This is a genomic window from Bacillus sp. S4, from assembly GCF_040838205.1.
Taxonomy (GTDB): Bacteria; Bacillota; Bacilli; order Bacillales; family Bacillaceae_G; genus Bacillus_A; species Bacillus_A cereus_U.
Map to the genome: position 1 here is coordinate 26,299 of NZ_JBFPJI010000002.1, position 23,860 is coordinate 50,158.

Consider the following 23,860-nt stretch of genomic DNA (forward strand, 5'->3'; position numbering starts at 1 on the left):
GAGAGAATTATGCGCAAAATTATTGTAGGTTCAAGAAAGAGTAAACTAGCATTAACACAAACAAATTGGTTTATCGATCAATTAAAAGCGCTTGGTTTACCATATGAATTTGAAGTGAAAGAAATCGTCACAAAAGGTGATGTTATTTTAGATGTTACTCTTTCAAAAGTAGGCGGAAAAGGTTTATTTGTAAAGGAAATTGAACATGCGTTACTTACGAAAGAAATTGATATGGCTGTACATAGTATGAAAGATATGCCAGCTGTACTTCCAGATGGATTAACGATTGGTTGTACGCCAAAGCGCGTTGACCCTCGTGATGCTTTTATTTCTAAAAACGGAGAATCGTTTAAAGACTTAGCAGAAGGCGCGATCTTAGGGACGAGTAGTTTGAGACGTAGTGCACAATTACTAGCTGCGAGACCAGATTTACAAGTGAAATGGATTCGTGGGAATATCGATACACGCTTACGTAAGTTAAAAGATGAAGATTACGATGCAATTATTTTAGCGACAGCTGGATTACAGAGAATGGGCTGGGACGGAGAAGTTATTACAGAACATTTAGATGAAACGTTATGTGTACCAGCCGTAGGACAAGGTGCGTTAGCAATTGAATGTCGTGAGGATGATAAGGATTTACTTCAGTTGTTAGCACATATTAATGATGCAGTAACAGAAAGAACAGTGGCTGCTGAACGAGTATTTCTTCATAAACTTGAAGGTGGATGCCAAGTTCCAATCGCTGGATATGCAACTCTTAAAGAAAATGATGCAATCGAATTAACAGCGCTTGTCGGTTCTATGGACGGTTCTGTTTTATTGAAAGAAATAGTAGTAGGCACTGATCCGAAGCAAGTAGGATTAGAGGCTGCGGACCGTTTAATTAAACAAGGAGCAAAAGAGCTCATTCTTGCTGCAAATAAGGAGCAACAATAAATATGGATGCTCTCGCTGGCAAAATAGTATTGGTTACACGTGCCCAGCATCAAGCGAAACAAATGAGTGTAGCAGTGAAAGAAAGGAGCGGAATTCCATTGGAAATTCCGCTTTTGCGTATGGAAGGCACATCTCATAGGCAAATTCAACGTATAACAAGGCAACTACATTCGTATGACTGGGTTATTTTTACGAGTAAAAATGGTGTAGCTTTTTTTCTAGATGGTTTAGAAACAAAAATACCATTAACTATTAAAATCGCTGCGGTAGGCGTGAAAACAAAATTAGAGTTAGAAAAAAGGGGCTATCAAGTTCATTTTGTTCCGACCTCATTTGTTGCAGAAACATTTGCCGAAGAGTTTCTAAAAGAATTAAGTGGAAACGAGCGTATTTTATTTCCGAAAGGGAATTTAGCAAGAGATGTAATCCCGGTTAAACTTAGGGAGTTTGGTGTTTTTCTAGATGAGCTAATCGTATATGGTACGAAGGTGAATGTAGAGAAAAAACAAGAACTTATAACAGCATTGAAATTAGGGGAAGTAAATATTATTACATTTACGAGCCCTTCAACTGTTGATAGTTTTGTTCGTTTACTTGAGGGTACAAACTGGAGAGAATGGACGAAAAAATGTACAATTGCTTGTATAGGGCCTATTACGGAAAAAGAGGCGCTCCTTTATTTTCCACATGTTATTGTGCCGAAAGAGTACACTGTAGAAGCATTACTACAATGCATTTGTGAATCTATAAAGTGAAACTTTAATCAGTGGGGGTTTTGTTCATCCCCCACTGATTATTAGCCCTCACCAATCGGGCGTTTACGGGCAGTTGATCTCCCGCCTAACTTCTTTGCTCCAGCCGAATTTTGAGGTGGGGGTCTTACTGCCCGCAAATAGCGGGATAAAATAAAAGAATGGGGATAGAAATCTATGAATTCTTTACAATTTAATCGTCATCGTCGTCTAAGACAAAGCGGGGGCATGCGTGCACTTGTGCGTGAAACATTTTTACATACAGAAGATTTTATTTACCCTATTTTTGTATTAGAAGGAGAAAATACTCGTAATGAAGTTCCTTCTATGCCAGGCGTATATCAAATGTCTTTAGACTTATTGCAAGCTGAAATGCAAGAGGTCGTTGATTTAGGTATTCGTTCTGTTATTGTATTTGGTTTACCTGTTGAAAAGGACGAAGTTGGATCATCGGCATATTGTGAGCATGGAATTGTACAGCGTGCAATTAAGCAAATTAAAGATGAGTTCCCAGAGCTAGTAGTAGTTGCAGATACATGTTTATGTCAATTCACAAGCCATGGTCATTGCGGTGTTATAGAAGATGGCGTTATTTTAAATGATGAGTCTCTTGCAGTTCTTGCAAAAACAGCTGTAAGTCAAGCGAAAGCAGGCGCAGACATTATTGCACCATCAAATATGATGGACGGATTCGTAACAGCAATTCGTCATGCATTAGATGAAAATGGTTTCGCGCATGTACCAGTTATGTCGTACGCTGTGAAATATTCATCAGCATTTTACGGACCGTTTCGTGATGCAGCACATGGTGCACCGCAGTTCGGTGACCGTAAAACATATCAAATGGACCCAGCGAACCGTATGGAAGCATTCCGTGAAGCAGAATCAGATGTAATGGAAGGGGCAGACTTCTTAATTGTAAAGCCAGCTCTTTCTTATTTAGATATCGTTCGTGATGTGAAAAATAACTTTAACTTACCAGTCGTTGCTTATAACGTAAGTGGTGAATATTCGATGATTAAAGCAGCAGCGCAAAATGGTTGGATTAATGAAAAAGAAGTTGTACTTGAGAAATTAATTAGCATGAAACGCGCAGGAGCAGACTTGATTATTACGTATCATGCAAAAGATGCAGCAAGATGGTTACAAGAAGGAGGCGCTAAATAATGAAAAAGTTCGATAAGTCGATTGCGGCGTTTGAAGAGGCACAAAATTTAATGCCTGGTGGCGTAAATAGCCCTGTTCGTGCCTTTAAGTCTGTTGGTATGAATCCGCTGTTTATGGAGCGCGGAAAAGGCTCTAAAGTATATGATATCGATGGGAATGAATACATCGATTACGTATTATCGTGGGGACCTTTAATTCATGGTCATGCGAACGACCGTGTTGTTGAGGCTTTAAAAGCTGTTGCTGAAAAAGGAACAAGCTTTGGTGCACCAACAGAAATTGAAAATAAATTAGCGCAGCTTGTTATTGAGCGCGTGCCATCAATTGAAATTGTACGTATGGTTAACTCTGGAACAGAAGCGACAATGAGTGCACTACGTTTAGCTCGAGGTTATACAGGGCGTAACAAAATTTTGAAATTCATTGGTTGCTACCATGGTCATGGCGATTCGTTATTAATTAAAGCAGGTTCTGGTGTGGCGACGCTAGGTTTACCAGATAGCCCTGGTGTACCAGAAGGTGTAGCGAAAAATACGATTACAGTAGCGTACAACGATTTAGAAAGTGTAAAATATGCTTTCGAACAATTCGGTGATGACATCGCTTGTATAATTGTAGAACCAGTGGCAGGGAATATGGGTGTTGTTCCCCCGCAACCAGGATTTTTAGAAGGACTTCGTGAAGTGACAGAGCAAAACGGTGCACTACTTATTTTTGATGAAGTAATGACTGGATTCCGTGTTGCTTATAATTGTGGACAAGGTTACTACGGCGTAACTCCTGATTTAACTTGTTTAGGTAAAGTAATCGGTGGTGGCTTGCCGGTAGGAGCATACGGTGGTAAGGCAGAGATTATGCGCCAAGTTGCACCGAGCGGACCGATTTACCAAGCCGGAACATTATCGGGTAATCCACTTGCAATGACAGCAGGCTATGAAACGTTAGTGCAGTTAACACCAGAATCATATGTGGAATTTGAGCGTAAAGCAGAAATGTTAGAGGCTGGACTACGTAAGGCAGCTGAAAAGCATAATATCCCGCATCACATTAATCGTGCAGGTTCTATGATTGGTATTTTCTTTACAGATGAGCAAGTTATTAATTATGATACAGCAAAATCTTCAAACTTAGAATTCTTTGCAGCTTACTATCGTGAAATGGTAGAACAAGGTGTATTTTTACCACCTTCTCAATTTGAAGGTTTATTCTTATCGACAGCACATAGTGATGCAGATATTGAGGCGACAATTGCGGCGGCCGAAATTGCAATGTCAAAATTAAAAGCATAATTTCTTAGAGAAAATCGCTTTCCATTAGGGGAGCGATTTTTTTTATTCATAAAGTAGCCTTAGGGAACATAAATCTGTAATGACCTATAGTTTGGGAGGGGGAAAAGAAGTGGCAACAGATCATTCATTACGATTTTCATTAAAAGAATCTGTTTGGTTCCAGAAGGGACAGGAAGTCGAAGAACTTTTGTCAATTTCGTTAGATCCAGACGTTGAGATAGAGGAGCTCGATCATGAAGTTATCGTGAGAGGGCAATTAGATTTAACGGGAGAGTACGTTGCAAGGCAAGATGATTCAGCTTATTCATTAAGAGAGCTATCACCAGCAAAGGCAATTGATTATGTAGAAACAAGGGCAGATGGGGTTAATGAGCTTGTCCATTCCTTTCCGCTCGAAATATCAATTCCAAGAAATCGAGTGAAAGTAATTGAAGAATTATATGTATCAATCGAGGAATTTGATTATGAATTAAAGGAAAATGGTTGCTTACAACTATTAGCGGATATATCTATTACAGGTTTATGTGACGAAGAAAGAAACGAGGATGAAGAGGAAGAGACGGCGTATGCCGAGTTGGAAGCTGATTCAGCTGAAGAAGATGAAAGTAGACCTGCGCCGCACGAAGAGGTACCAGCCTATAAAGAATCAGATGGATGGGAAGATTATGCATTTGAACCGTTTCAGTTAGAAGAAAGAAAAGAGCAAGAAATAGAAGAAGAGGAATTAGAAGAACATGAACTTGTGGAGCGTGAAGAGGAGCAAGAAACGACGCCACAATTTGAATTGTTCGGGCGGAAAAATTTCAAGAAAGAAAAAGCGAAAAAGCAGGAAGAGCCAGAGGAAGAAGCATATTCACAGCGAGATGAAAATGCACTTTATTTAACGAAATTATTTACGAAAGAACCAGAAGAAGAATTTACGAAGTTAAGAATGTACTTCGTACAAGAAGGAGATACAATTGAAGCTGTTGCAGAACGTTATGAAACGACTGTACAAAGCTTATATCGTGTAAATCAATCAGAAGATATATATTTAACTACAGGGCAAATTATATATATTCCTGTTTCAAAAGCAACAGCGAAATAAGTGAGTGAGTTTTTTCACTCACCTCTTTTCTTTTCCTAGAAGCTATGTTTTGAATAAGAAAGGGTTATTCGTATGGATATTGAATTACGAAATCGCTATGAACCCATTGTGAGGCAATATAGATTGGACACTCAACATATGGAAGAGCACGGAAGTGTAATGAAAATTTATACGAATCAAGGTCCGTATGCGTTAAAGAAAATACAAGATAGAAAATTAGAGCGGAATAATTTTTTGCACCATATTCAATATTTGAAGGAGAAAGGTTTTTCGAATTATGTACCTATCTATCATGCGACGGACGGGAATTATGTTTTAAGTGATGGGACGTATAGCTATTATTTAATGCCTTGGTTAGAACGTGCGGAAGGAAATGGCGAAGATAATGATCAATACCATAAGATGTTTCAAACGCTCGGGACGTTGCATCAAAAAACGGTGAAAGAGGAAACTTATACAGAAGAAGATTTAGAAAAACATTATACAAATATATCCGAACGTTGGGAAAATGATGGTGAGATATTAGAAGAGTTTCTTGTAGAATCTGAAGCGAAGTGGTATATGTCGCCATTTGAATTACAATATTGTACGTATTATCACCATGCTATGAGAGCACGTGAGTTCGCAACGAAACAATTAAGTGAATGGCATGATGCAATGAAAGAAAAGGAAACGACACGTACTACTTTCGTTCATGGAAATGTATCGCTTAATCACTTTTTATTTGATTATGAACGAAACGGTTATTTTATTAGTTTAGAAAAGTCTCAGTTTGCTACACCGGTACAGGATATCGTCAGCTTTTATTCAAGGTCTTTAAACACATATCCAATTGCGCGGAGTGACCGCTTTGAATGGTATCAAATGTATCAAAAAAATTTTCCATTTACGAAAGAGGAGCAGATTCTTATGTTTGCGTATATGACGTACCCGTCGCATTTTATTCGGCAAATTCAGTCGTATACGAAAAGAAGAAAGAGTCGTAATGAAGAAAATGAGCTTCGCGGGGTGAAAAGCCTGCAGCAATCGCATTGGCTCATTAGCAATACAGAATATTTCCTTTCGCAGTTACAAGCTGCCCAGCAAGGGAACGGATAAAGAAGATAAGTAGGGAGAACCCTGCTTATCTTTTTTTATTAGTTCCATAAAGAGATAAAGGTCATAGTTTCAAATTTATCTTGACGAATAAGGTTTCGTTTTTTACACTATTGTATATAATAATTAACAATCACATAAATGCAACGAAGGGGAAGAGTATAACATGAAACGTCTTCAGAGAGGGGAACCATTGGCTGGGAGGTTCTCTAGATAGTTATGTTAGAAGGTAGCCCTGGAGCATCTTTTCTGAACGGAATGGTTCTCATTAGGAAAAGACGGATTTGTCCGTTATCAAATTAAGAGTATAAGCAAATTCTGAATTTGTTTGTAAATAAAGGTGGTACCGCGATGTCCCTCGTCCTTTTTTGGATGAGGGGCATTTTTTATTTTAAGGAGGGAAAATAATGTCAAACACGGAAAAGAATTTACCAACTAAATATGATCATATGTCCGTTGAAGAAGGCCTTTACAAGTGGTGGCTTGAAGGCAAATATTTCGAAGCAACAGGAGACGAGAAGAAACAACCATATACAATTGTAATCCCACCTCCGAACGTAACTGGTAAGTTACACTTAGGTCATGCTTGGGATACAACTCTTCAAGATATTTTAACTCGTACAAAGCGTATGCAAGGTTATGATGTATTATGGCTTCCAGGAATGGACCATGCTGGTATCGCAACGCAAGCGAAAGTAGAAGGGAAACTTCGTGAAGAAGGTATTTCACGTTACGATCTTGGCCGTGAGAAATTCCTTGAAAAAGCTTGGGAATGGAAAGAAGAATACGCTTCTCACATTCGTCAACAATGGGGGAAAGTTGGTTTAGGACTAGACTATTCTCGTGAACGCTTCACATTAGACGAAGGTTTATCTAACGCTGTTAATAAAGTATTCGTTCAATTATATGAAAAAGGCTTAATTTACCGCGGTGAGTATATCATCAACTGGGATCCAGCAACACGCACAGCTCTTTCTGATATTGAAGTAATTCATAAAGAAGTTCAAGGTGCATTCTACCATATGAACTATCCGCTAACAGACGGTTCAGGTCACATTCGCCTTGCAACTACTCGTCCAGAAACAATGCTTGGTGATACAGCGGTAGCAGTTCATCCAGAAGATGATCGTTACAAACATTTAATCGGAAAAACAGTAACACTTCCAATCGTAGGCCGTGAGATTCCGATTATTGCTGATGAATACGTAGAAAAAGACTTCGGAACAGGCGTTGTAAAAATTACACCAGCTCATGACCCGAATGACTTTGAAGTAGGTAACCGTCATGACTTACCACGTATTTTAGTAATGAACGAAGATGGAACAATGAACGAAAAAGCTGGTAAGTACAACGGTATGGATCGTTTCGAATGCCGTAAAGAGTTAGTGAAAGACTTACAAGAAGCTGGCGTATTAGTAGAAATTGAGCCTCATATGCACTCAGTAGGTCATAGTGAGCGTAGCGGTGCAGTTGTTGAGCCTTACTTATCAACACAATGGTTCGTAAAAATGGCTCCACTTGCAGAAAAAGCGGTAAAACTTCAACAAAAAGAAGAAGAAAAAGTAACGTTCGTACCAGAGCGTTTCGAAAACACATACTTACGCTGGATGGAAAACATTCATGACTGGTGTATTTCTCGTCAATTATGGTGGGGCCACCGTATTCCAGCTTGGTATCATAGAGAAACTGGTGAAGTATACGTAGGCACAGAAGCGCCAGCGGATATTGAAAACTGGAATCAAGATAATGACGTGCTTGATACATGGTTTAGTTCAGCGCTATGGCCATTCTCAACACTTGGCTGGCCGAATGAAGATGCAGCAGACTTTAAAAAGTTCTATTCAACAGATGCTTTAGTAACTGGTTATGACATTATCTTCTTCTGGGTATCTCGTATGATTTTCCAAGGTTTAGAGTTTACAGGAGAGCGTCCATTTAAAGATGTATTAATTCACGGTTTAGTTCGTGATGAGCAAGGGCGTAAAATGAGTAAATCTCTTGGTAACGGTATTGATCCAATGGATGTTATCGAGAAGTACGGTGCAGATGCAATGCGCTATTTCTTATCAACAGGAAGTGCACCAGGTCAAGATTTACGTTTCAGCATGGAAAAAGTAGAATCTACTTGGAACTTCATTAATAAAATTTGGAACGCATCACGTTTCGTATTAATGAACATGGATGACATGAAGTATGAAGAAATCGATTTAACTGGTGAAAAATCAGTTGCAGATAAGTGGATTTTAACTCGCTTAAACGAAACAATCGAAAGTGTAACACGTAACATGGATAAATATGAGTTCGGTGAAGCTGGTCGTTCATTATACAACTTCATTTGGGATGATTTCTGTGACTGGTACATTGAGATGGCGAAACTGCCACTATACGGTGAAGATGAAGCAGCTAAGAAAACAACTCGTTCTATTTTAGCTTACGTATTAGACCAAACAATGCGTCTATTACATCCATTCATGCCATTTGTAACAGAGAAAATTTGGCAGCATTTACCGCATGAAGGCGAGTCTATTACAGTAGCAGCATGGCCAACAGTTCGCGAAGATTTACAAGATAAAGAAGCGGCAGCAGAAATGCACCTTCTAGTTGATATCATTCGCTCTGTTCGTAACATCCGTGCGGAAGTAAATACACCAATGAGCAAAAAAGTTCAAATGCAAATTAAAGCAAAAGACGAGGTAGTACTAGCTCAGCTTACGAAAAACAGTTCTTATATTGAGCGTTTCTGTAACCCAAGTGAACTAACAATTAAGATTGATTTACAAGCGCCAGAAAAAGCGATGACTGCAATCGTATCAGGTGCAGAGTTATTCTTACCGTTAGCTGATCTTATCAATCTTGATGAAGAGAAAGCGCGTCTTGAAAAAGAACTTGAGAAGTTCGATAAAGAAATAGAACGTGTACAGAAGAAACTTTCAAACCAAGGATTCGTAGCAAAAGCTCCTGCAGAAGTTATTGACGGAGAGCGTGCGAAAGAGCAAGATTATCTAGAAAAACGCGAAGCGGTTCGTCAACGCCTAGCTGATCTTGAAAAATAAAATGTTTTTCAGAGACTCACTATATTGGTGAGTCTCTTTTCTTTGCGTATAATAGAATTAAGAAGTTTGTCTTTTGAAAGGGGAATAGCAAACGTGATACATACATACGAAGAAGCGATAAGCTGGATTCATAGCCGATTGAAATTTGGGATAAAACCAGGACTAGAAAGAATGCAATGGATGTTAGAAGAACTCGGAAATCCAGAGCGTCATATAAAATGTGTTCATCTTGCCGGCACAAATGGAAAAGGTTCAACTTTAACATATATGCGCTACATGTTAGAAGGCGCGAAATATAAAGTAGGAACGTTTACATCGCCTTACATAGAAACATTCAATGAACGTATTAGTATAAACGGAATACCGATTGCAGATGAAGAGATTGCGGAACTTGTAAATATGGTAAAGCCAGTCGTTGAAAAATTAGATGAGACGGAATTAGGAGAAGCGACTGAATTTGAAATCATTACAGTAATGGCAATTTGTTATTTCGGTAAAGTTAATTTCTGTGATGTTGTTTTATTTGAAACGGGGCTTGGGGGAAGATTTGATTCTACAAATGTTATTCATCCGGTTCTCACGATTATTACGAATATCGGTCACGATCATATGCATATTTTAGGCAATACACTAGGAGAAATTGCATATGAAAAGGCAGGAATTATTAAGTCTGGTGTTCCAGTTATTACTGGTGTGAAAAATGAAGAAGCATTACAAGTAATTCAAAAGGTTGCTAAGGAAAATCATGCAAGTTTATATGAATTTGGAAAACAGTTTACAACATTACATAAACATTCTAATGAAGATGGGGAACATTTTGATTTTGCTTGTCCATTCGCCTCATTTGAAAATGTTCGGATTTCAATGAAAGGTATTCATCAAGTAGGCAATGCAGCGCTAGCGCTTATGGCAGTCATGTATTTAAAAACATATTTATCATTTTTAATTAATGAAGAGGAAATGAAAGCTGGCTTACAAGAAGCCTACTGGATTGGTCGATTTGAAAAGTTACAAAGTAATCCAGATATTATAATAGATGGTGCTCATAATCCAGAAGGTATTGAAAGTCTTGTAAAAACAGTAGAGGCACATTATAAAAAGAAGAATATAATAGTTTTATTTACTGCTCTTGGTGACAAACAGTTACATAACATGGTAGGGCAATTAGAAAAAGTTGCTGATGAAATAATATTTACGACGTTTGCCTTTGATCGTGCCATTTCTGCTGACAAGCTTGCATCGTATTCACAACAAGAGTCAAAATTAGTTTTTGAAGATTGGAAAGAGGCAATTGATACAAAAGTTGGTATGATTGGAGAAAATGATGTCTTTATCATAACAGGTTCTCTTTATTTCATTTCTGAAGTTCGAAAATATATTCGCGAGAAAAACTAGATAGTCTTTGCTATCTAGTTTTTTGTTCTACAAATGAAGTCAAATGCATACATATAAGATAAATATATAGGGTTATTTGGCGAATTTCTCTGACAAATATCTCGTTTTTTTGCGAAGTGAATATGATATGATGCGGACAACGATAAGAGGTGAGGTGTGAGTGTATGGACAAGCAATCACGAACGATCTCAGTGAAAGTAAATGGAACAGAAGCGAAGTATGAGGAAAAGAAGAAAGATGAGTTTGACTGGATGGTAATAGAAAGTGAAAGACTAAAAAACGTTGTTCCGTTTCAAAAAGCGAAATTAGTGTCTAAGGAAAAAAAACGAAAGAAGTGGAGTAATACAATAATTGCAATCGTTGCAACTGCAATTGTTATTGGTACGGCGTTTGGAATGGGAATGCTGCATGTACTTAAAGGACAAGGAACGACAGGGGGAAGCGAAGTAACAGCTTCGAAGCAGATGGGGAATGAAGAATCAAAGGTGGGTGGAACGGCAGAACAAACACCGGCACCAAAAGAGGAAAAACAAAAAGCGCAGGTAGGAACGTCATTAGACCCGATGAAACTATTTTTCGTTCAAGGAGGGCTTTATTCCTCTGAAGAAAAAGGACAGGCTGCTATTAAAGAGTGGAAAAGTAATGGGGGCGTGGCTACTTTGAAACCGAGTGGTGATAAGTATGCGTTAGTTGTTGGTATTACGAGCGATGAACAGGGTGTTAATCAATTAATAGATCAGTATAAGCAAGATGGTGTTTCAGTTTTGAAAAAAAATTGGGATATTACAGATACAGCATTGCTCAAAAATGATAAAGAAGTAGGAATGTTTTTAGCGAAAGTGCAGCCATTATATACTCATTTAACAAAATATGTGTCCAGCGTACAAACTAGTGGAAAAAGTAATTCAAAAGATGTAGAGGCGATTGAAAAAGAGTGGAAAGCTATTGAAAAGGAAGGGAAGAGTATGAAGCGTGAAGATGCGAAGAAGCTTTATACGTATACGTCAATAGCGGTGCAAACGATTAAGGAAGGGAAGAGCGATAAGGGATCTGTGGCTAAATTAAATCAAGTTATTATTGATGGATTACTTTCGTACGAAAAAATGGTTTCACAAAAAGTAAAATAATAAGATAATAAGATGAAGGAGAAAGAAGTACATATACTTCTTTCTTTTCTTTTGAATTTAGAGCAAAGTGCTTTCTGTATGGGCAGAATATAATCGTATTTAAAAAGAACTATTATTTTGTTTAGAGAAAATGATATTTCTAGAATTTGTGGGGAAACTATTCCTTTGATACGATTGATTTGAATTATTCTGCTTCATGCGAGAAGGGAAGGAGAAAATATGAGGAAAATTATTTTAGCTTCAGGATCACCTAGGAGGAAGGAACTGCTTGAATTAGCTGATGTGCCATTTGAAATCGTTGTTAGTGAAGTAGAAGAGACGATTGGTGCATATTTGTCACCTTCTGATATTGTTATGTCGCTTGCTTTGCAAAAAGCATCTGCTGTGGCAGAAAATCATAGTGATCACGTTGTATTAGGTGCAGATACAATTGTTACATATGATTCACGTATTCTTGGAAAGCCGTTTAATGAGGCTGAGGCGAAAGAAATGTTACGATTATTATCGGGGAAAACACACGAAGTATACACAGGTGTTGCAATTATATTGAAAGAAAAAACGGTAACTTTTTATGAACGTACAGAAGTAACATTTTGGGAATTAACAGAAGAGGAAATAGACGTATACGTTGCATCGAAGGAACCGCTTGATAAAGCAGGAAGCTATGGAATTCAAGGTAAAGGGTCTATTTTTGTTCAACATATTCAAGGGGACTACTACAGTGTAGTTGGCTTGCCAATTGCGCGTCTTGTCCGTGAACTAAAACAGTTTGATAGCGATGTAACCCATGCGTAAAATTGCATGGGGTTTTCTTTAGGAGAAATCGTAAAAAAAGGGGTGGAGAGATGAACGGTATTCGTGATGTTGTGAGAGAAGAACAGCCACGGGAGCGTTTATTGTTAGAAGGAGCAGGAAGTTTATCGAATCGAGAACTTCTTGCAGTTTTACTCAGAACGGGTTCTAAAGAAGAAACGGTGTTAACGTTATCAGATAATATTCTACATCATTTTGACGGCCTACGAATGTTAAAGGATGCAACGTTAGAAGAGATGATGAGCATTCATGGTGTTGGGATTGCAAAGGCGTCGCAGCTTATGGCTGCTTTTGAATTAGGTAGAAGAATGGTACGTTTAGAATATCAAAATAGATATAGTATTCGAAGTCCAGAAGATTGTGCGAGTTATATGATGGAAGAGATGCGTTTTTTGCAACAGGAGCATTTTGTTTGTTTATATTTGAATACGAAAAATCAAGTTATACATAGGCAAACTATTTTTATTGGAAGTTTAAATACGTCGATTGTGCACCCAAGGGAAGTTTTTAAAGAAGCGTTCCGTCGGGCAGCAGCCTCTATTATATGTCTTCATAACCATCCCTCAGGAGATCCGGCGCCGAGCCGTGAAGATATTGAAGTTACAAAACGACTAGTAGAATGTGGTCGAATTATTGGAATTGAAGTGCTTGATCATATCATAATAGGTGACCATAAATTCGTGAGTTTAAAGGAAAAAGGTCATATTTAAGACTATTCTTTTTACCTATTTTGTTTTATAATGTGATTTATGAGTTTTTTGTAGAAAATTATCTACAAGAAGGATACAGATATAAAAAAACGTACTGTTTTTATAAATATAAAGTAAGAAAAATGAGTCCGTGAAAATAAGAAGGGAAGATAAATGATATGTTTGGATTTGGTGGATTTACTCGCGATCTTGGAATTGACTTAGGAACAGCGAACACGCTTGTATATGTGAAAGGAAAAGGTGTAGTTTTACGTGAACCTTCAGTAGTAGCATTACAAACTGATACGAAACAAATCGTTGCGGTAGGTAGCGATGCAAAACAAATGATTGGTCGTACACCAGGAAACGTAGTGGCACTTCGCCCTATGAAAGATGGTGTAATTGCTGATTATGAAACAACAGCAATAATGATGAAATACTACATTCAACAAGCTCAAAAATCAAATGGATTCTTCTCACGTAAGCCATACGTAATGGTATGCGTACCATCTGGTATTACAGCTGTAGAAAGACGTGCGGTAATCGATGCGACTCGTCAAGCTGGTGCTCGTGATGCTTATCCAATCGAAGAGCCATTTGCAGCAGCAATTGGTGCAAACTTACCTGTTTGGGAGCCGACTGGTAGTATGGTTGTTGATATCGGTGGTGGTACAACAGAAGTTGCAATTATTTCTTTAGGTGGTATTGTAACAAGTCAATCAGTTCGTGTTGCTGGTGATGATATGGACGATTCAATCATTCAGTACATTAAGAAAAGCTACAACTTAATGATCGGTGAAAGAACAGCTGAAGCACTAAAATTAGAAATCGGTTCTGCAGGCGAGCCAGAGGGTATCGAGCCTATGGAAATTCGCGGTCGTGATTTAGTAAGTGGTTTACCAAAAACAGTACTAATTCAACCAGAAGAAATTGCAGATGCATTAAAAGATACAGTAGATGCAATTGTAGAATCAGTTAAAAATACGTTAGAAAAAACTCCACCTGAATTAGCAGCGGATATTATGGACCGTGGTATCGTATTAACAGGTGGGGGGGCATTACTACGTAACTTAGATAAAGTTATTAGTGAAGAAACAAATATGCCAGTTCTTGTTGCAGAGGATCCATTAGATTGCGTAGCAATTGGAACGGGTAAAGCATTAGACAATATCGACCTTTTCAAAACTGCTGCTCGATAATATTGCAAAATAAAAATCAATGAAATTAAGAGGGTGTGAACGTGCCACAGTTTTTCTTAAACAAAAGATTAATTGTTTTGTTAGTTAGTATTATTCTTCTCGTGGCATTGATTGGAATCTCATTGAAAGAACGGAACAGTTTATCATGGCCAGAGCAGTTTATAAAAGATACTGTCGGTGTTGTAGAACGTGTATTCCAAAAGCCAGCGAATTATGTTGCCGGATTCTTCGAAAACGTAGAAGATGTAAAGCGCACGTATGAAGAGAATAAAAAGCTGAAAGCAAAATTAGATACTACCGCAGATTTATCTGTAGTAGTGAAAAATTTAGAGGATGAGAATAAAAAACTACGAGAATTAACTGGTAAAGAAAAGTCTCGTGGTGATTATACGGAAGTACAAGCTAGTGTGGTTTCTCGTAATCCCGATAAATGGTACGATTTAGTTGCAATTGATAAAGGAGCACAGCAAGGGATTAAAAAAGATATGGCTGTTGTAACTCCGAAAGGTTTAGTTGGACGCGTAAAAAGTGCATCTCAGTTTACATCGTCAGTAGAGTTGTTAAGTTCTATGAGCCGAACAAACCGTGTTTCTGCTATTGTACAAGGACAAGAAAATATCTTTGGATTGATTGAAGGTTACGATAAAGAAAAACAACTACTTCTTTTCACAAAGATTAGCTCTGATGCAAAAGTAGAAAAAGATCAACTAGTTGTAACATCTGGACTTGGTGATATCTTCCCAAAAGGTCTTGCGATTGGGAAAATTGTTGATGTTCAGCCAGATCCATACGGTTTAACAAAAACAGCTTATGTAAAACCATCCGCTGATTTGAATGATGTAGAGCATATTATAGTTGCAAAACGTGATATGCCTACAGCGTCGTTAGAATAGGAGGGGGAGAAGAGATGATGACGATTTTAAAAAGAGCAGCTCTTCCTCTTCTGCTCCTTTTTGTTTTTTTATTTGAAAATATGTTCTCTACTGTTGTTCCAACAGACGTCTTTTGGAAAAATAGTATAGCAGCACCGCATTTCTTTATAATTGTGTTATGTTTTATTACAGTGTACTATAGTCCGATTCAAGGGATTTACTACGGACTATTATTTGGTTTCTTATTTGATACCGTATACACAGAACTTGTCGGTATATATATTTTTGCTTATCCGATTTTAGCTTATTTAGTTTATAGTGTGATGAAGGTATTACAATTGAATTTATTTATTGTCGCTTCTATCGTACTGGCTGGCATTGCAGCATTAGAGTATTATGTGTATGGGTTTTTAACTTTGTTAGGACGTACTCACATGTCAGCATCTGTCTTTTTCACAGACCGTCTCCTTGCTACTTTATTGCTAAATGGAATTTTCTTGTTAATAGTTTGTTTCCCACTGAGACGATATTTAGTGCGTCTTTCAAAAGCGATAGAAGAAAAGGAAAAAAGGATTTTCTAATTTTATGTCGAATTGAATCGGTGGGGTGAACTTTAGTGGAAGAAAAAAAGCAACAAAATGTAACGATAAAAGGGACAAAAGATGGAATAACACTTCATTTAGATGATTGCTGTTCATTCTCTGAGCTACTAAAAGAATTGGATGAAAAGCTTTCTACACATTACTATGAGGGTGACGGACGTTCTTTAATTGAAGTGCGTGTTAAAGTAGGAAATCGCTATTTAACAGAAGTACAACAAGAAGAGATTCGTACGTTAATTCGCAATAAGAAGAACCTTGTTGTGGAATCAATCGAAAGTGATGTTATAACAAAAGCAGAAGCAATAGCTTGGAAAGAAGAAACAGAAATTGTCCCTATTTCCAAAATTGTTCGCTCTGGACAAGTGTTACATGTAAAAGGCAATTTATTATTAATTGGAGATGTTAATCCAGGCGGAACGGTTATCGCTGGGGGGAATATTTTTGTCTTGGGATCATTAAGAGGAATTGCACACGCGGGGTATGATGGAGATTCAGAAGCTGTTATTGCTGCATCTAGTATGAACCCTATGCAACTTCGAATTAGTGATGTGACAATGCGGGCTCCGGAAGAGAAAGAAGACGGAGCAGAGGCGGCAGAATGTGCGTACATTAATGAGAACAATCACATTGTTGTCGATCGCCTGCAACTTCTCACTCATCTTAGACCTAATTTAACCAAGTTAGAAAGGGGAATTGTATAGCTGTGGGAGAGGCAATAGTAATTACATCTGGAAAAGGCGGAGTAGGTAAAACTACAACGTCTGCGAACATTGGTACAGCCCTTGCGTTATCTGGAAAAAAAGTATGTTTAATTGATACAGATATCGGTTTACGCAATTTAGACGTAGTAATGGGGCTGGAAAATCGTATTGTATTTGATCTTGTTGATGTCGTTGAAGGACGTTGTCGTTTACCTCAGGCTCTTATTAAAGATAAGCGTTTTGATGATCTTTATTTATTACCTGCAGCACAAACGAGCGATAAATCGGCGGTAACACCTGAACAAATGGATGAATTAATACAAGTATTACGTCAAGATTATGATTACATATTAATTGATTGTCCTGCGGGGATTGAGCAGGGGTTTAAAAATGCAGTAGCAGGTGCGGATAAAGCAATCGTTGTAACAACACCAGAAGTATCCTCAATGCGTGATGCGGATCGTATTATCGGGCTTTTAGAGAAAGAGGATATTGAACCACCGAAACTTGTCATTAACCGTGTGCGTAGTCATATGCTTCATGAACAGGATATGTTAGACGTTGATGAAATCGTACGTACACTGTCAATCGAGCTTCTTGGAGTTGTCGAGGATGATGATGAAGTTATTCGTGCTACGAATACAGGTGAACCTGTAGCACTGCAACCTAGTGGGAAAGCAGCAATAGCTTATCGTAATATTGCAAGACGCTTGTTAGGTGAGAATGTACCATTACAAGCATTTGAACAAGAAAAAGTATCGGTATTTACAAAGATGAAAAATTTCTTTGGAATCCGTTAAAAGCACTTCGCATAAATGCGGAGTGCTTTCTTTTTTCTTCGCATGAATATCTTCCTTCTATAACTCATACATATGTACAAACTGTATATAACTGTTTCTATTTGAATAAGGCTAACGAAAGAAAGGAGACAGTATGAAGAATAGACGTGTGGAAGAAATTAAAAAGCGGATTGCGAAAAGGAAAGCAGAGCAAGAAAGGATGGAGGAAGAGCGGTATTTTGCGGGAGGAGATTTTGATAGCGAAACGGTCTTTATTGAAGAGGGGGAGAAGGAAATTCATCCTCTATTTCGAAAAGAAGTTTTTCTCTTCAAAGTGTTGCTATCAGCAATATTAGTTCTTTCTGTTGCTATTTTATACAAGAATGCTCCTTCTTCTTTCGATGGTGCTAAAGCAGTTACAGAAAAAGTGATGAAAGAGGAGTTTCAGTTTGCCACTGTAGCGAAATGGTACGAAAAGCAGTTTGGAAAACCTCTCGTATTCTATTCGCCTAATGAGAGAAAGGAAGGAGCGATTCAGCAAAAGGATTATGCAATTCCTGCCTCTGGAAAGGTGATGCAAGGCTTTCAAAAAAATGGTCAAGGTGTATTTGTCCAAACAGCTACAAATGCAACAGTTGAGTCAGTGAATGAAGGGCTAGTTGTTTTTGCAGGCAAGAAAGAGGAACTTGGAAATACAGTTCAAATTCAGCACGCTGATGGCACGGAGTCATGGTATGCAAATTTAAATGATATGTCAGTAAAATTATATGATTACGTTTCAAAGAAACAAAAAATTGGAATAGTGAGTAATGATGAAAATAATAAAAATGGAAAATTTTATTTTGCAATAAAAAAGAATGAAAAATTTATTGATCCAATTCAGGTGATTTCATTTGATTAAATATAGGGATGTTTTCACGAAAATTTCCGTGCATCCGTTGTTTTGGGTTATTATTGTTATTGGTATTTTTACGGCGCGTTTTAAAGAGTTGCTATTGTTATTTTGTATCGTTCTCATTCATGAGCTTGGGCATGCTTTTGCCGCAGCGTATTATAATTGGCGTATTAAACAAATTCAGCTTTTGCCGTTTGGTGGCGTAGTCGAGATGGAAGAACATGGTAACAAATCATTGAAAGAAGAATTAATTGTCGTTATGGCGGGGCCAATTCAGCATATATGGATGATTGTGGCCGCTTACATTTTGTATCAAGCGGGCTGGGTAACTGATGATTTGTACCATTTCTTTGTATGGAATAATGTCATTATTTTAGGGTTTAATCTATTGCCTATTTGGCCACTTGATGGCGGAAAAGTATTATTTAATGTATTATCATATCGTTTTCCCTATTTACAAGCACATGAAAAGATGATGAAATTGTCATGTGTTTTTTTTAGTGTAATATTAGGATGGCAGTTACTTTGGAATAGTAATAACATTATGATGTGGGTATTACTCGTTTTTCTAGCGATTTCTTTATATCAAGAATGGAAACAAAGACGGTACGCATTTATGCGTTTTTTATTAGAACGTTATTATGGGAATAAAAGAGATATTGAAAAAATAGCACCTATTGAGGTGAACACGGAAGATCATTTATATACGATTTTCACAAAATTTCGCAGAGGATATAAACACTCTATTATCGTCCATGGAAAATATAAAGAGCATTACACATTGGACGAAAATGAATTGTTGTATGCGTATTTTGCTGAAAAACGAACAACCTCATCTGTTGAAGAATTAATTGGTTAGTGTTGACGACGACACTAACCTTTTATATTGTAAGGAAAAGAAGTGAAAAGTGAGGAAATAATTTTGAAGACGTTATATATTAACTACACTGGTTCGGAAAAGCGTGTTGCGATAGAAGAGAAACAAAAAATTGTCGAGCTTTTATGGAAACGGAATGAAGAGCAGGAGATTGTCGGACATATTTATGTTGGGCGTATCGTAAGAACAATTGCTGGAATGAACGCAGCCTTTGTAAATATCGGATTAGAAAAACATGCATATCTTTCGTTTGATGATGTACCATCTTCATATCGCATACATGAAGGGCAGGCGATACTTGTACAAGTTGTGAAAGAGGCAATTGATACGAAGGGGCCAAAATTAACGGCGAAGGTAGAATTTACCGGAAAATATGTTGTTTACATGCCGTATGATGACATGCGCGCTGTTTCTCGGAAAATAAAAAATAATAAAAGAAGACAACAGTTACTGGGAATTGAAGTAGAAGGAACGGGTGGATACATTTTCCGTTCTGCTTCTGAAAAAGGAACGATCGATGAAATACAAGCTGAAATGCAGGGGTTGCAGAAGTTATATGAAGAGTTAAAAAGAAAAGAAGATCAAGGGAAGGCGCCCTTACTACTTCATCAACCAGCGACGTTTTTAGATCGTGTATTTCAGGAGAACCCAATTGAAACAATTGAAAAAATAGTTGTAGATACGAGAAGTATAGTAAAAGAATTAGAAGAAAAAGTAGGGGAAGAAAGAGTATCCTTTTATAATGAAAAATCTTCGATGTTTAACCATTTTGGAATAGATCGTGAAATCGAGAAAGCACTTCAACAAATTGTGTGGCTACCAAATGGTGCCTATCTAATTGTAGAACAAATGGAGACGATGACTGTAATTGATGTGAATACAGGTAAATTTACTGGAAAACAAAATTTACAAGATACCGTATTTCGCACAAATGAAATGGCTGCTGAAGAGATTGCTCGTCAATTAAGACTTCGTGATATTGGCGGGATGATATTAATTGATTTTATTAATATGAAAAGACGGGAAGATAAAGAGAAGGTAAGAGAACGCCTCATAGCTGCTATGCAAGATGATCGCACATATACAAGAGTGCTTGGGTTTACAGAGCTAGGTATTTTAGAGATGACGCGAAAACGTAAGAAACATTCGTTACGTGACGTATTATTAGAAGAATGTGTACCTTGTAAAGCGACGGGGTATGTTATGTCTTATGAAACAATTGCATATGAGCTAGAGAGAGAGTTAATTACATATGGCAATATAGAAGATGAAGCAGTATTAATCGCTGCACCAAAAATTTTGCAAAAACATTTTTCACAAAAAGAATTACAAAAAAATATTCCATTTGAAATTTATTTCAAAGATGATATTATCGAAAAGTACGCTATTATCCGTTTTGGAAGTAAGAAAGAAATTGTAGAACGGAAAAAATAGTTAGCAGAACATTCATTGACAATAGTCAATGAGTCATGGTAATATTTTTATGTTATAGTTTATAGCACCTAAACTGCTATATGCTACAACCGCACAAGACAGGTTCCCTAAAGACATTTTATGTCTACCTCGTTTTTGGCGAGTCTTAGTAATTAAGAGGAGGTGCAAGTATGTACGCAATTATCGAAACAGGTGGAAAACAAATTAAAGTTGAAGCTGGTCAAGCAATCTACATTGAAAAATTAGATGTTGAAGCTGGTGAAACTGTTACTTTTGACAAAGTTCTTTTCGTTGGTGGCGAAAACGTGAAAGTTGGTAGCCCAGTTGTAGAAGGTGCAACAGTTACTGCGAAAGTTGAAAAACAAGGTCGCGCTAAGAAAATCATCGTTTTCAAATACAAAGCGAAAAAGAACAATCGTAAGAAACAAGGTCATCGTCAACCTTACACTAAGCTAGTAGTTGAAGCTATCAACGCTTAATTCTGGTTAAGATGATTAAGATTACGATAAGTCGCACGAAACTAGGAAGTATCCAATCATTTAAAATGACTGGACATGCCAATTATGCGCCACATGGACAAGATCTTGTCTGTGCTGGAACTACAGCGGTTGTGTTTGGTTCTATAAATGCAGTGGAAGAACTTTGTAATGTGCAGGCAACTATTGAACTCGGAAGTGATGGCGGATTCTTGACGTATGAATTGCCTAATGATTTAGACGCTCATACAGCAGAAAAAGCACAAATACTTTTAGAAGGATTGGTTGTTTCACTTAAGACGATTGAACTTGATTACGGAAAATATATCCGTTTAATAGAAAAAGTGCAGGAGGTGTAACGTATGTTAAGATTAGATCTTCAGTTTTTCGCATCTAAGAAAGGTGTAGGTAGTACAAAGAACGGTCGTGACTCTCAGTCAAAACGTCTTGGTGCTAAACGCGCAGATGGTCAAACGGTTTCAGGTGGTTCAATTCTTTACCGTCAACGCGGTACAAAAATTTATCCAGGTGTTAACGTTGGTCGTGGTGGCGATGACACTTTATACGCGAAAGTTGACGGCGTAGTACGCTTTGAGCGTCTTGGTCGTGACCGCAAACAAGTGAGCGTATATCCTGTTGCTCAAGAAGCATAAGAACTCACGGAAAACTCTAACCTGAGTGCAGGTTAGAGTTTTTCTATATTAAGGGGTATCTAAATGAATGAAAAATGGACAATTATAGATGCATTGCGCCATTCAAGACATGATTGGCTCAATCGTTTGCAGATGGTTAAAGGAAATCTTTCCCTTGGAAAAGTGGAAGAGATTCATAGGCTCATCGATCGTTTTGTCCAAGAAGCGAGACAAGAATCCAATCTGATAGGGCTATCAATGCCTTTATTTTCAGAGTGGATTTTAACATATAATTGGAAACAGCAACCGTGCTTATTGGAGTACGAAGTATTAGGGAAAGTACATAACTTATCTCATCTAGATGAGACTGTATGTACATGGACGAATCAGTTTTTCTCGATGCTTCAGCATAGTTTAGACGTATATGTTGAAAATTATGTTTGTATCACAATTGAATGTGACGCGGAGAATGCTCGTTTCTTTTTTGATTTTCGTGGAAAGCTAACGAATGTAGAAGAACTACAAACGTGGCTTGCGAACCAAAACAATAAATGGTATTCCATTTCTTATACAGTACGAGACGAAGAAGTCTCAGTTATATTACAACTAATCGAAAAAAGTGTGGTGAAATAATGTTTGTAGATCAGGTCAAGATATATGTAAAAGGCGGCGACGGTGGTAACGGAATGGTTGCGTATCGTCGTGAGAAGTATGTACCTAAAGGTGGCCCAGCAGGTGGCGACGGTGGTAAAGGTGCAGATGTTGTTTTTGTTGTTGAGGAAGGCTTACGTACATTAATGGACTTCCGCTACCAACGTCATTTCAAAGCTGATCGCGGTCAGCACGGAATGAGTAAAGGTCAGCACGGTCGTAAATCTGAAGATTTAATCGTAAAGGTTCCACCAGGAACAATAGTGAAAGATGAAAAAACAGGTGAAATTCTTGCCGATTTAGTAACGCATGAACAAACAGCTGTAATCGCAAGAGGTGGCCGTGGTGGCCGTGGTAACTCACGTTTCGCAACAGCGACGAACCCAGCGCCAGAAATCGCTGAGAACGGGGAACCAGGTCAAGAACGTGATGTCACGCTAGAACTTAAAGTGCTAGCAGATGTTGGACTTGTTGGATTCCCAAGTGTAGGTAAATCTACATTATTATCTGTTGTATCATCAGCGCGTCCGAAAATTGCAGAATATCACTTTACAACAATCGTTCCGAATCTTGGTGTTGTTGAAACTGGTGATAACCGCAGCTTCGTTATGGCTGACCTTCCTGGACTAATTGAAGGCGCACACTCCGGCGTTGGACTTGGACACCAATTCTTACGTCATATCGAACGTACACGTGTAATTGTGCACGTTATCGATATGTCTGGTTTAGAAGGACGTGAGCCATATGAAGATTATGTCACAATCAATAATGAACTAAAAGAATACAATATGCGTTTAACTGAGCGTCCACAAGTTGTTGTTGCAAACAAAATGGATATGCCAGATGCAGAAGAAAACTTACAAGCATTTAAAGAGAAATTGGGAGACGAAGTAAAAATTTTCCCAATCTCAGCTGTAACGAAACAAGGTGTTCGTGACTTACTATTTGAAGTAGCGAACTTATTAGAAACAACACCAGAATTCCCAATGTACGATGATGTAGAAGAATCTGAAGCAAGTGTAATGTACAAATTTGAATCTGAATCTAATTTTGAAATTACACGCGAAAGTGATGGCACATTTGTTATTTCTGGTTATGACATTGAGAAAACATTCAAGATGACAGACTTCTCACGTGATGAATCTGTACGCCGATTTGCTCGTCAAATGCGTGGAATGGGTATTGATGAAGCCCTTCGTGCACGTGGTGCAACAGACGGAGATATTGTAAAAATTCTTGAATATCAATTTGAATTTATCGATTAAGACTGCCGAAATATGGCGGTCTTTTTTTTTTGCTATTTTAGTCCAGTAAGGATCCGATTCGTATAGGCGAA

24 protein-coding genes and 2 other annotated features are annotated in these 23,860 nt (G+C 37.8%); all 24 genes read left to right on the forward strand.

The window, feature by feature from the left end; translation table 11 throughout:
• Positions 1–9: 9 nt before the first annotated feature.
• Complete coding sequence (gene hemC / locus AB3X48_RS00465) at positions 10–939, forward strand: hydroxymethylbilane synthase (protein ID WP_002199254.1); 930 nt, start codon at positions 10–12, stop codon at positions 937–939.
• A gap of 2 nt (positions 940–941) precedes the next feature.
• Complete coding sequence (gene hemD / locus AB3X48_RS00470; protein ID WP_016106246.1) at positions 942–1,694, forward strand: uroporphyrinogen-III synthase; 753 nt, start codon at positions 942–944, stop codon at positions 1,692–1,694.
• 174 nt (positions 1,695–1,868) lie between these two features.
• Positions 1,869–2,858, forward strand: a complete 990-nt coding sequence (gene hemB, locus AB3X48_RS00475) for a porphobilinogen synthase (protein WP_367958521.1) — start codon at positions 1,869–1,871, stop codon at positions 2,856–2,858.
• A complete protein-coding gene (hemL, locus tag AB3X48_RS00480) occupies positions 2,858–4,147 on the forward strand; it encodes a glutamate-1-semialdehyde 2,1-aminomutase (RefSeq protein ID WP_002112056.1) in 1,290 nt (429 codons plus the stop codon). Before hemB ends, hemL begins: the two co-directional genes overlap by 1 nt.
• A 79-nt stretch (positions 4,148–4,226) precedes the next feature.
• Positions 4,227–5,234, forward strand: a complete 1,008-nt coding sequence (spoVID, locus tag AB3X48_RS00485; protein ID WP_195743226.1) for a stage VI sporulation protein D — start codon at positions 4,227–4,229, stop codon at positions 5,232–5,234.
• A gap of 72 nt (positions 5,235–5,306) precedes the next feature.
• Entirely contained in the window at positions 5,307–6,332 is a 1,026-nt protein-coding gene (gene ysxE / locus AB3X48_RS00490) for a spore coat protein YsxE (RefSeq protein WP_016106243.1), read from the forward strand.
• A 134-nt stretch (positions 6,333–6,466) separates the two neighbouring features.
• Positions 6,467–6,698, forward strand: a binding site (T-box leader).
• A 38-nt stretch (positions 6,699–6,736) separates the two neighbouring features.
• A complete protein-coding gene (locus AB3X48_RS00495; protein WP_367958524.1) occupies positions 6,737–9,382 on the forward strand; it encodes a valine--tRNA ligase in 2,646 nt (881 codons plus the stop codon).
• Between the two features lie 93 nt (positions 9,383–9,475).
• Positions 9,476–10,777, forward strand: a complete 1,302-nt coding sequence (locus tag AB3X48_RS00500) for a bifunctional folylpolyglutamate synthase/dihydrofolate synthase (RefSeq protein WP_016106241.1) — start codon at positions 9,476–9,478, stop codon at positions 10,775–10,777.
• 164 nt (positions 10,778–10,941) lie between these two features.
• A complete protein-coding gene (locus tag AB3X48_RS00505; protein WP_016106240.1) occupies positions 10,942–11,904 on the forward strand; it encodes a hypothetical protein in 963 nt (320 codons plus the stop codon).
• A gap of 219 nt (positions 11,905–12,123) precedes the next feature.
• Entirely contained in the window at positions 12,124–12,699 is a 576-nt protein-coding gene (locus tag AB3X48_RS00510; RefSeq protein ID WP_016106239.1) for a Maf family protein, read from the forward strand.
• Positions 12,700–12,749: 50 nt separating this feature from the next.
• The gene (gene radC, locus AB3X48_RS00515) at positions 12,750–13,427 is read left to right on the forward strand and encodes a DNA repair protein RadC (protein ID WP_002015368.1); all 678 of its coding nucleotides are present in this window, start codon (positions 12,750–12,752) and stop codon (positions 13,425–13,427) included.
• Between the two features lie 158 nt (positions 13,428–13,585).
• Positions 13,586–14,605 (forward strand): cell shape-determining protein MreB, encoded by a 1,020-nt coding sequence (gene mreB, locus AB3X48_RS00520; protein ID WP_002015369.1) that lies wholly within the window; start codon positions 13,586–13,588, stop codon positions 14,603–14,605.
• 41 nt (positions 14,606–14,646) lie between these two features.
• Positions 14,647–15,498 carry a rod shape-determining protein MreC gene (gene mreC / locus AB3X48_RS00525; protein ID WP_002160359.1) on the forward strand — a complete coding sequence of 284 codons (852 nt, stop codon included), beginning with the start codon at positions 14,647–14,649 and terminating at the stop codon, positions 15,496–15,498.
• A gap of 14 nt (positions 15,499–15,512) precedes the next feature.
• Positions 15,513–16,058 (forward strand): rod shape-determining protein MreD, encoded by a 546-nt coding sequence (gene mreD, locus AB3X48_RS00530; protein ID WP_002160360.1) that lies wholly within the window; start codon positions 15,513–15,515, stop codon positions 16,056–16,058.
• Between the two features lie 35 nt (positions 16,059–16,093).
• On the forward strand, positions 16,094–16,780 hold the full coding sequence (minC, locus tag AB3X48_RS00535) for a septum site-determining protein MinC (RefSeq protein ID WP_002160361.1): 687 nt from the start codon (positions 16,094–16,096) through the stop codon (positions 16,778–16,780).
• 2 nt (positions 16,781–16,782) lie between these two features.
• Positions 16,783–17,580, forward strand: a complete 798-nt coding sequence (gene minD, locus AB3X48_RS00540; protein WP_000503308.1) for a septum site-determining protein MinD — start codon at positions 16,783–16,785, stop codon at positions 17,578–17,580.
• Between the two features lie 133 nt (positions 17,581–17,713).
• Positions 17,714–18,460 carry a stage IV sporulation protein SpoIVFA gene (gene spoIVFA, locus AB3X48_RS00545; RefSeq protein WP_016106238.1) on the forward strand — a complete coding sequence of 249 codons (747 nt, stop codon included), beginning with the start codon at positions 17,714–17,716 and terminating at the stop codon, positions 18,458–18,460.
• A complete protein-coding gene (locus AB3X48_RS00550) occupies positions 18,453–19,313 on the forward strand; it encodes a M50 family metallopeptidase (protein WP_016106237.1) in 861 nt (286 codons plus the stop codon). Before spoIVFA ends, AB3X48_RS00550 begins: the two co-directional genes overlap by 8 nt.
• Positions 19,314–19,376: 63 nt before the next feature.
• Entirely contained in the window at positions 19,377–20,765 is a 1,389-nt protein-coding gene (locus AB3X48_RS00555) for an Rne/Rng family ribonuclease (RefSeq protein ID WP_016106236.1), read from the forward strand.
• Positions 20,766–20,842: 77 nt separating this feature from the next.
• Positions 20,843–20,921: a sequence feature (ribosomal protein L21 leader region), on the forward strand.
• A gap of 14 nt (positions 20,922–20,935) precedes the next feature.
• Positions 20,936–21,244, forward strand: coding sequence for a 50S ribosomal protein L21 (rplU, locus tag AB3X48_RS00560; RefSeq protein WP_000270907.1), 309 nt, complete (start codon positions 20,936–20,938; stop codon positions 21,242–21,244).
• A gap of 11 nt (positions 21,245–21,255) precedes the next feature.
• Positions 21,256–21,600: a ribosomal-processing cysteine protease Prp gene (locus tag AB3X48_RS00565; protein WP_002160364.1), complete on the forward strand. Its 345-nt coding sequence runs from the start codon at positions 21,256–21,258 to the stop codon at positions 21,598–21,600.
• A 3-nt stretch (positions 21,601–21,603) separates the two neighbouring features.
• Positions 21,604–21,894, forward strand: a complete 291-nt coding sequence (rpmA, locus tag AB3X48_RS00570; protein WP_000944957.1) for a 50S ribosomal protein L27 — start codon at positions 21,604–21,606, stop codon at positions 21,892–21,894.
• A gap of 63 nt (positions 21,895–21,957) precedes the next feature.
• Positions 21,958–22,506 (forward strand): sporulation initiation phosphotransferase B, encoded by a 549-nt coding sequence (locus tag AB3X48_RS00575; RefSeq protein WP_016106235.1) that lies wholly within the window; start codon positions 21,958–21,960, stop codon positions 22,504–22,506.
• The gene (gene obgE / locus AB3X48_RS00580; RefSeq protein ID WP_002015378.1) at positions 22,506–23,789 is read left to right on the forward strand and encodes a GTPase ObgE; all 1,284 of its coding nucleotides are present in this window, start codon (positions 22,506–22,508) and stop codon (positions 23,787–23,789) included. Before AB3X48_RS00575 ends, obgE begins: the two co-directional genes overlap by 1 nt.
• Positions 23,790–23,860: the final 71 nt, after the last annotated feature.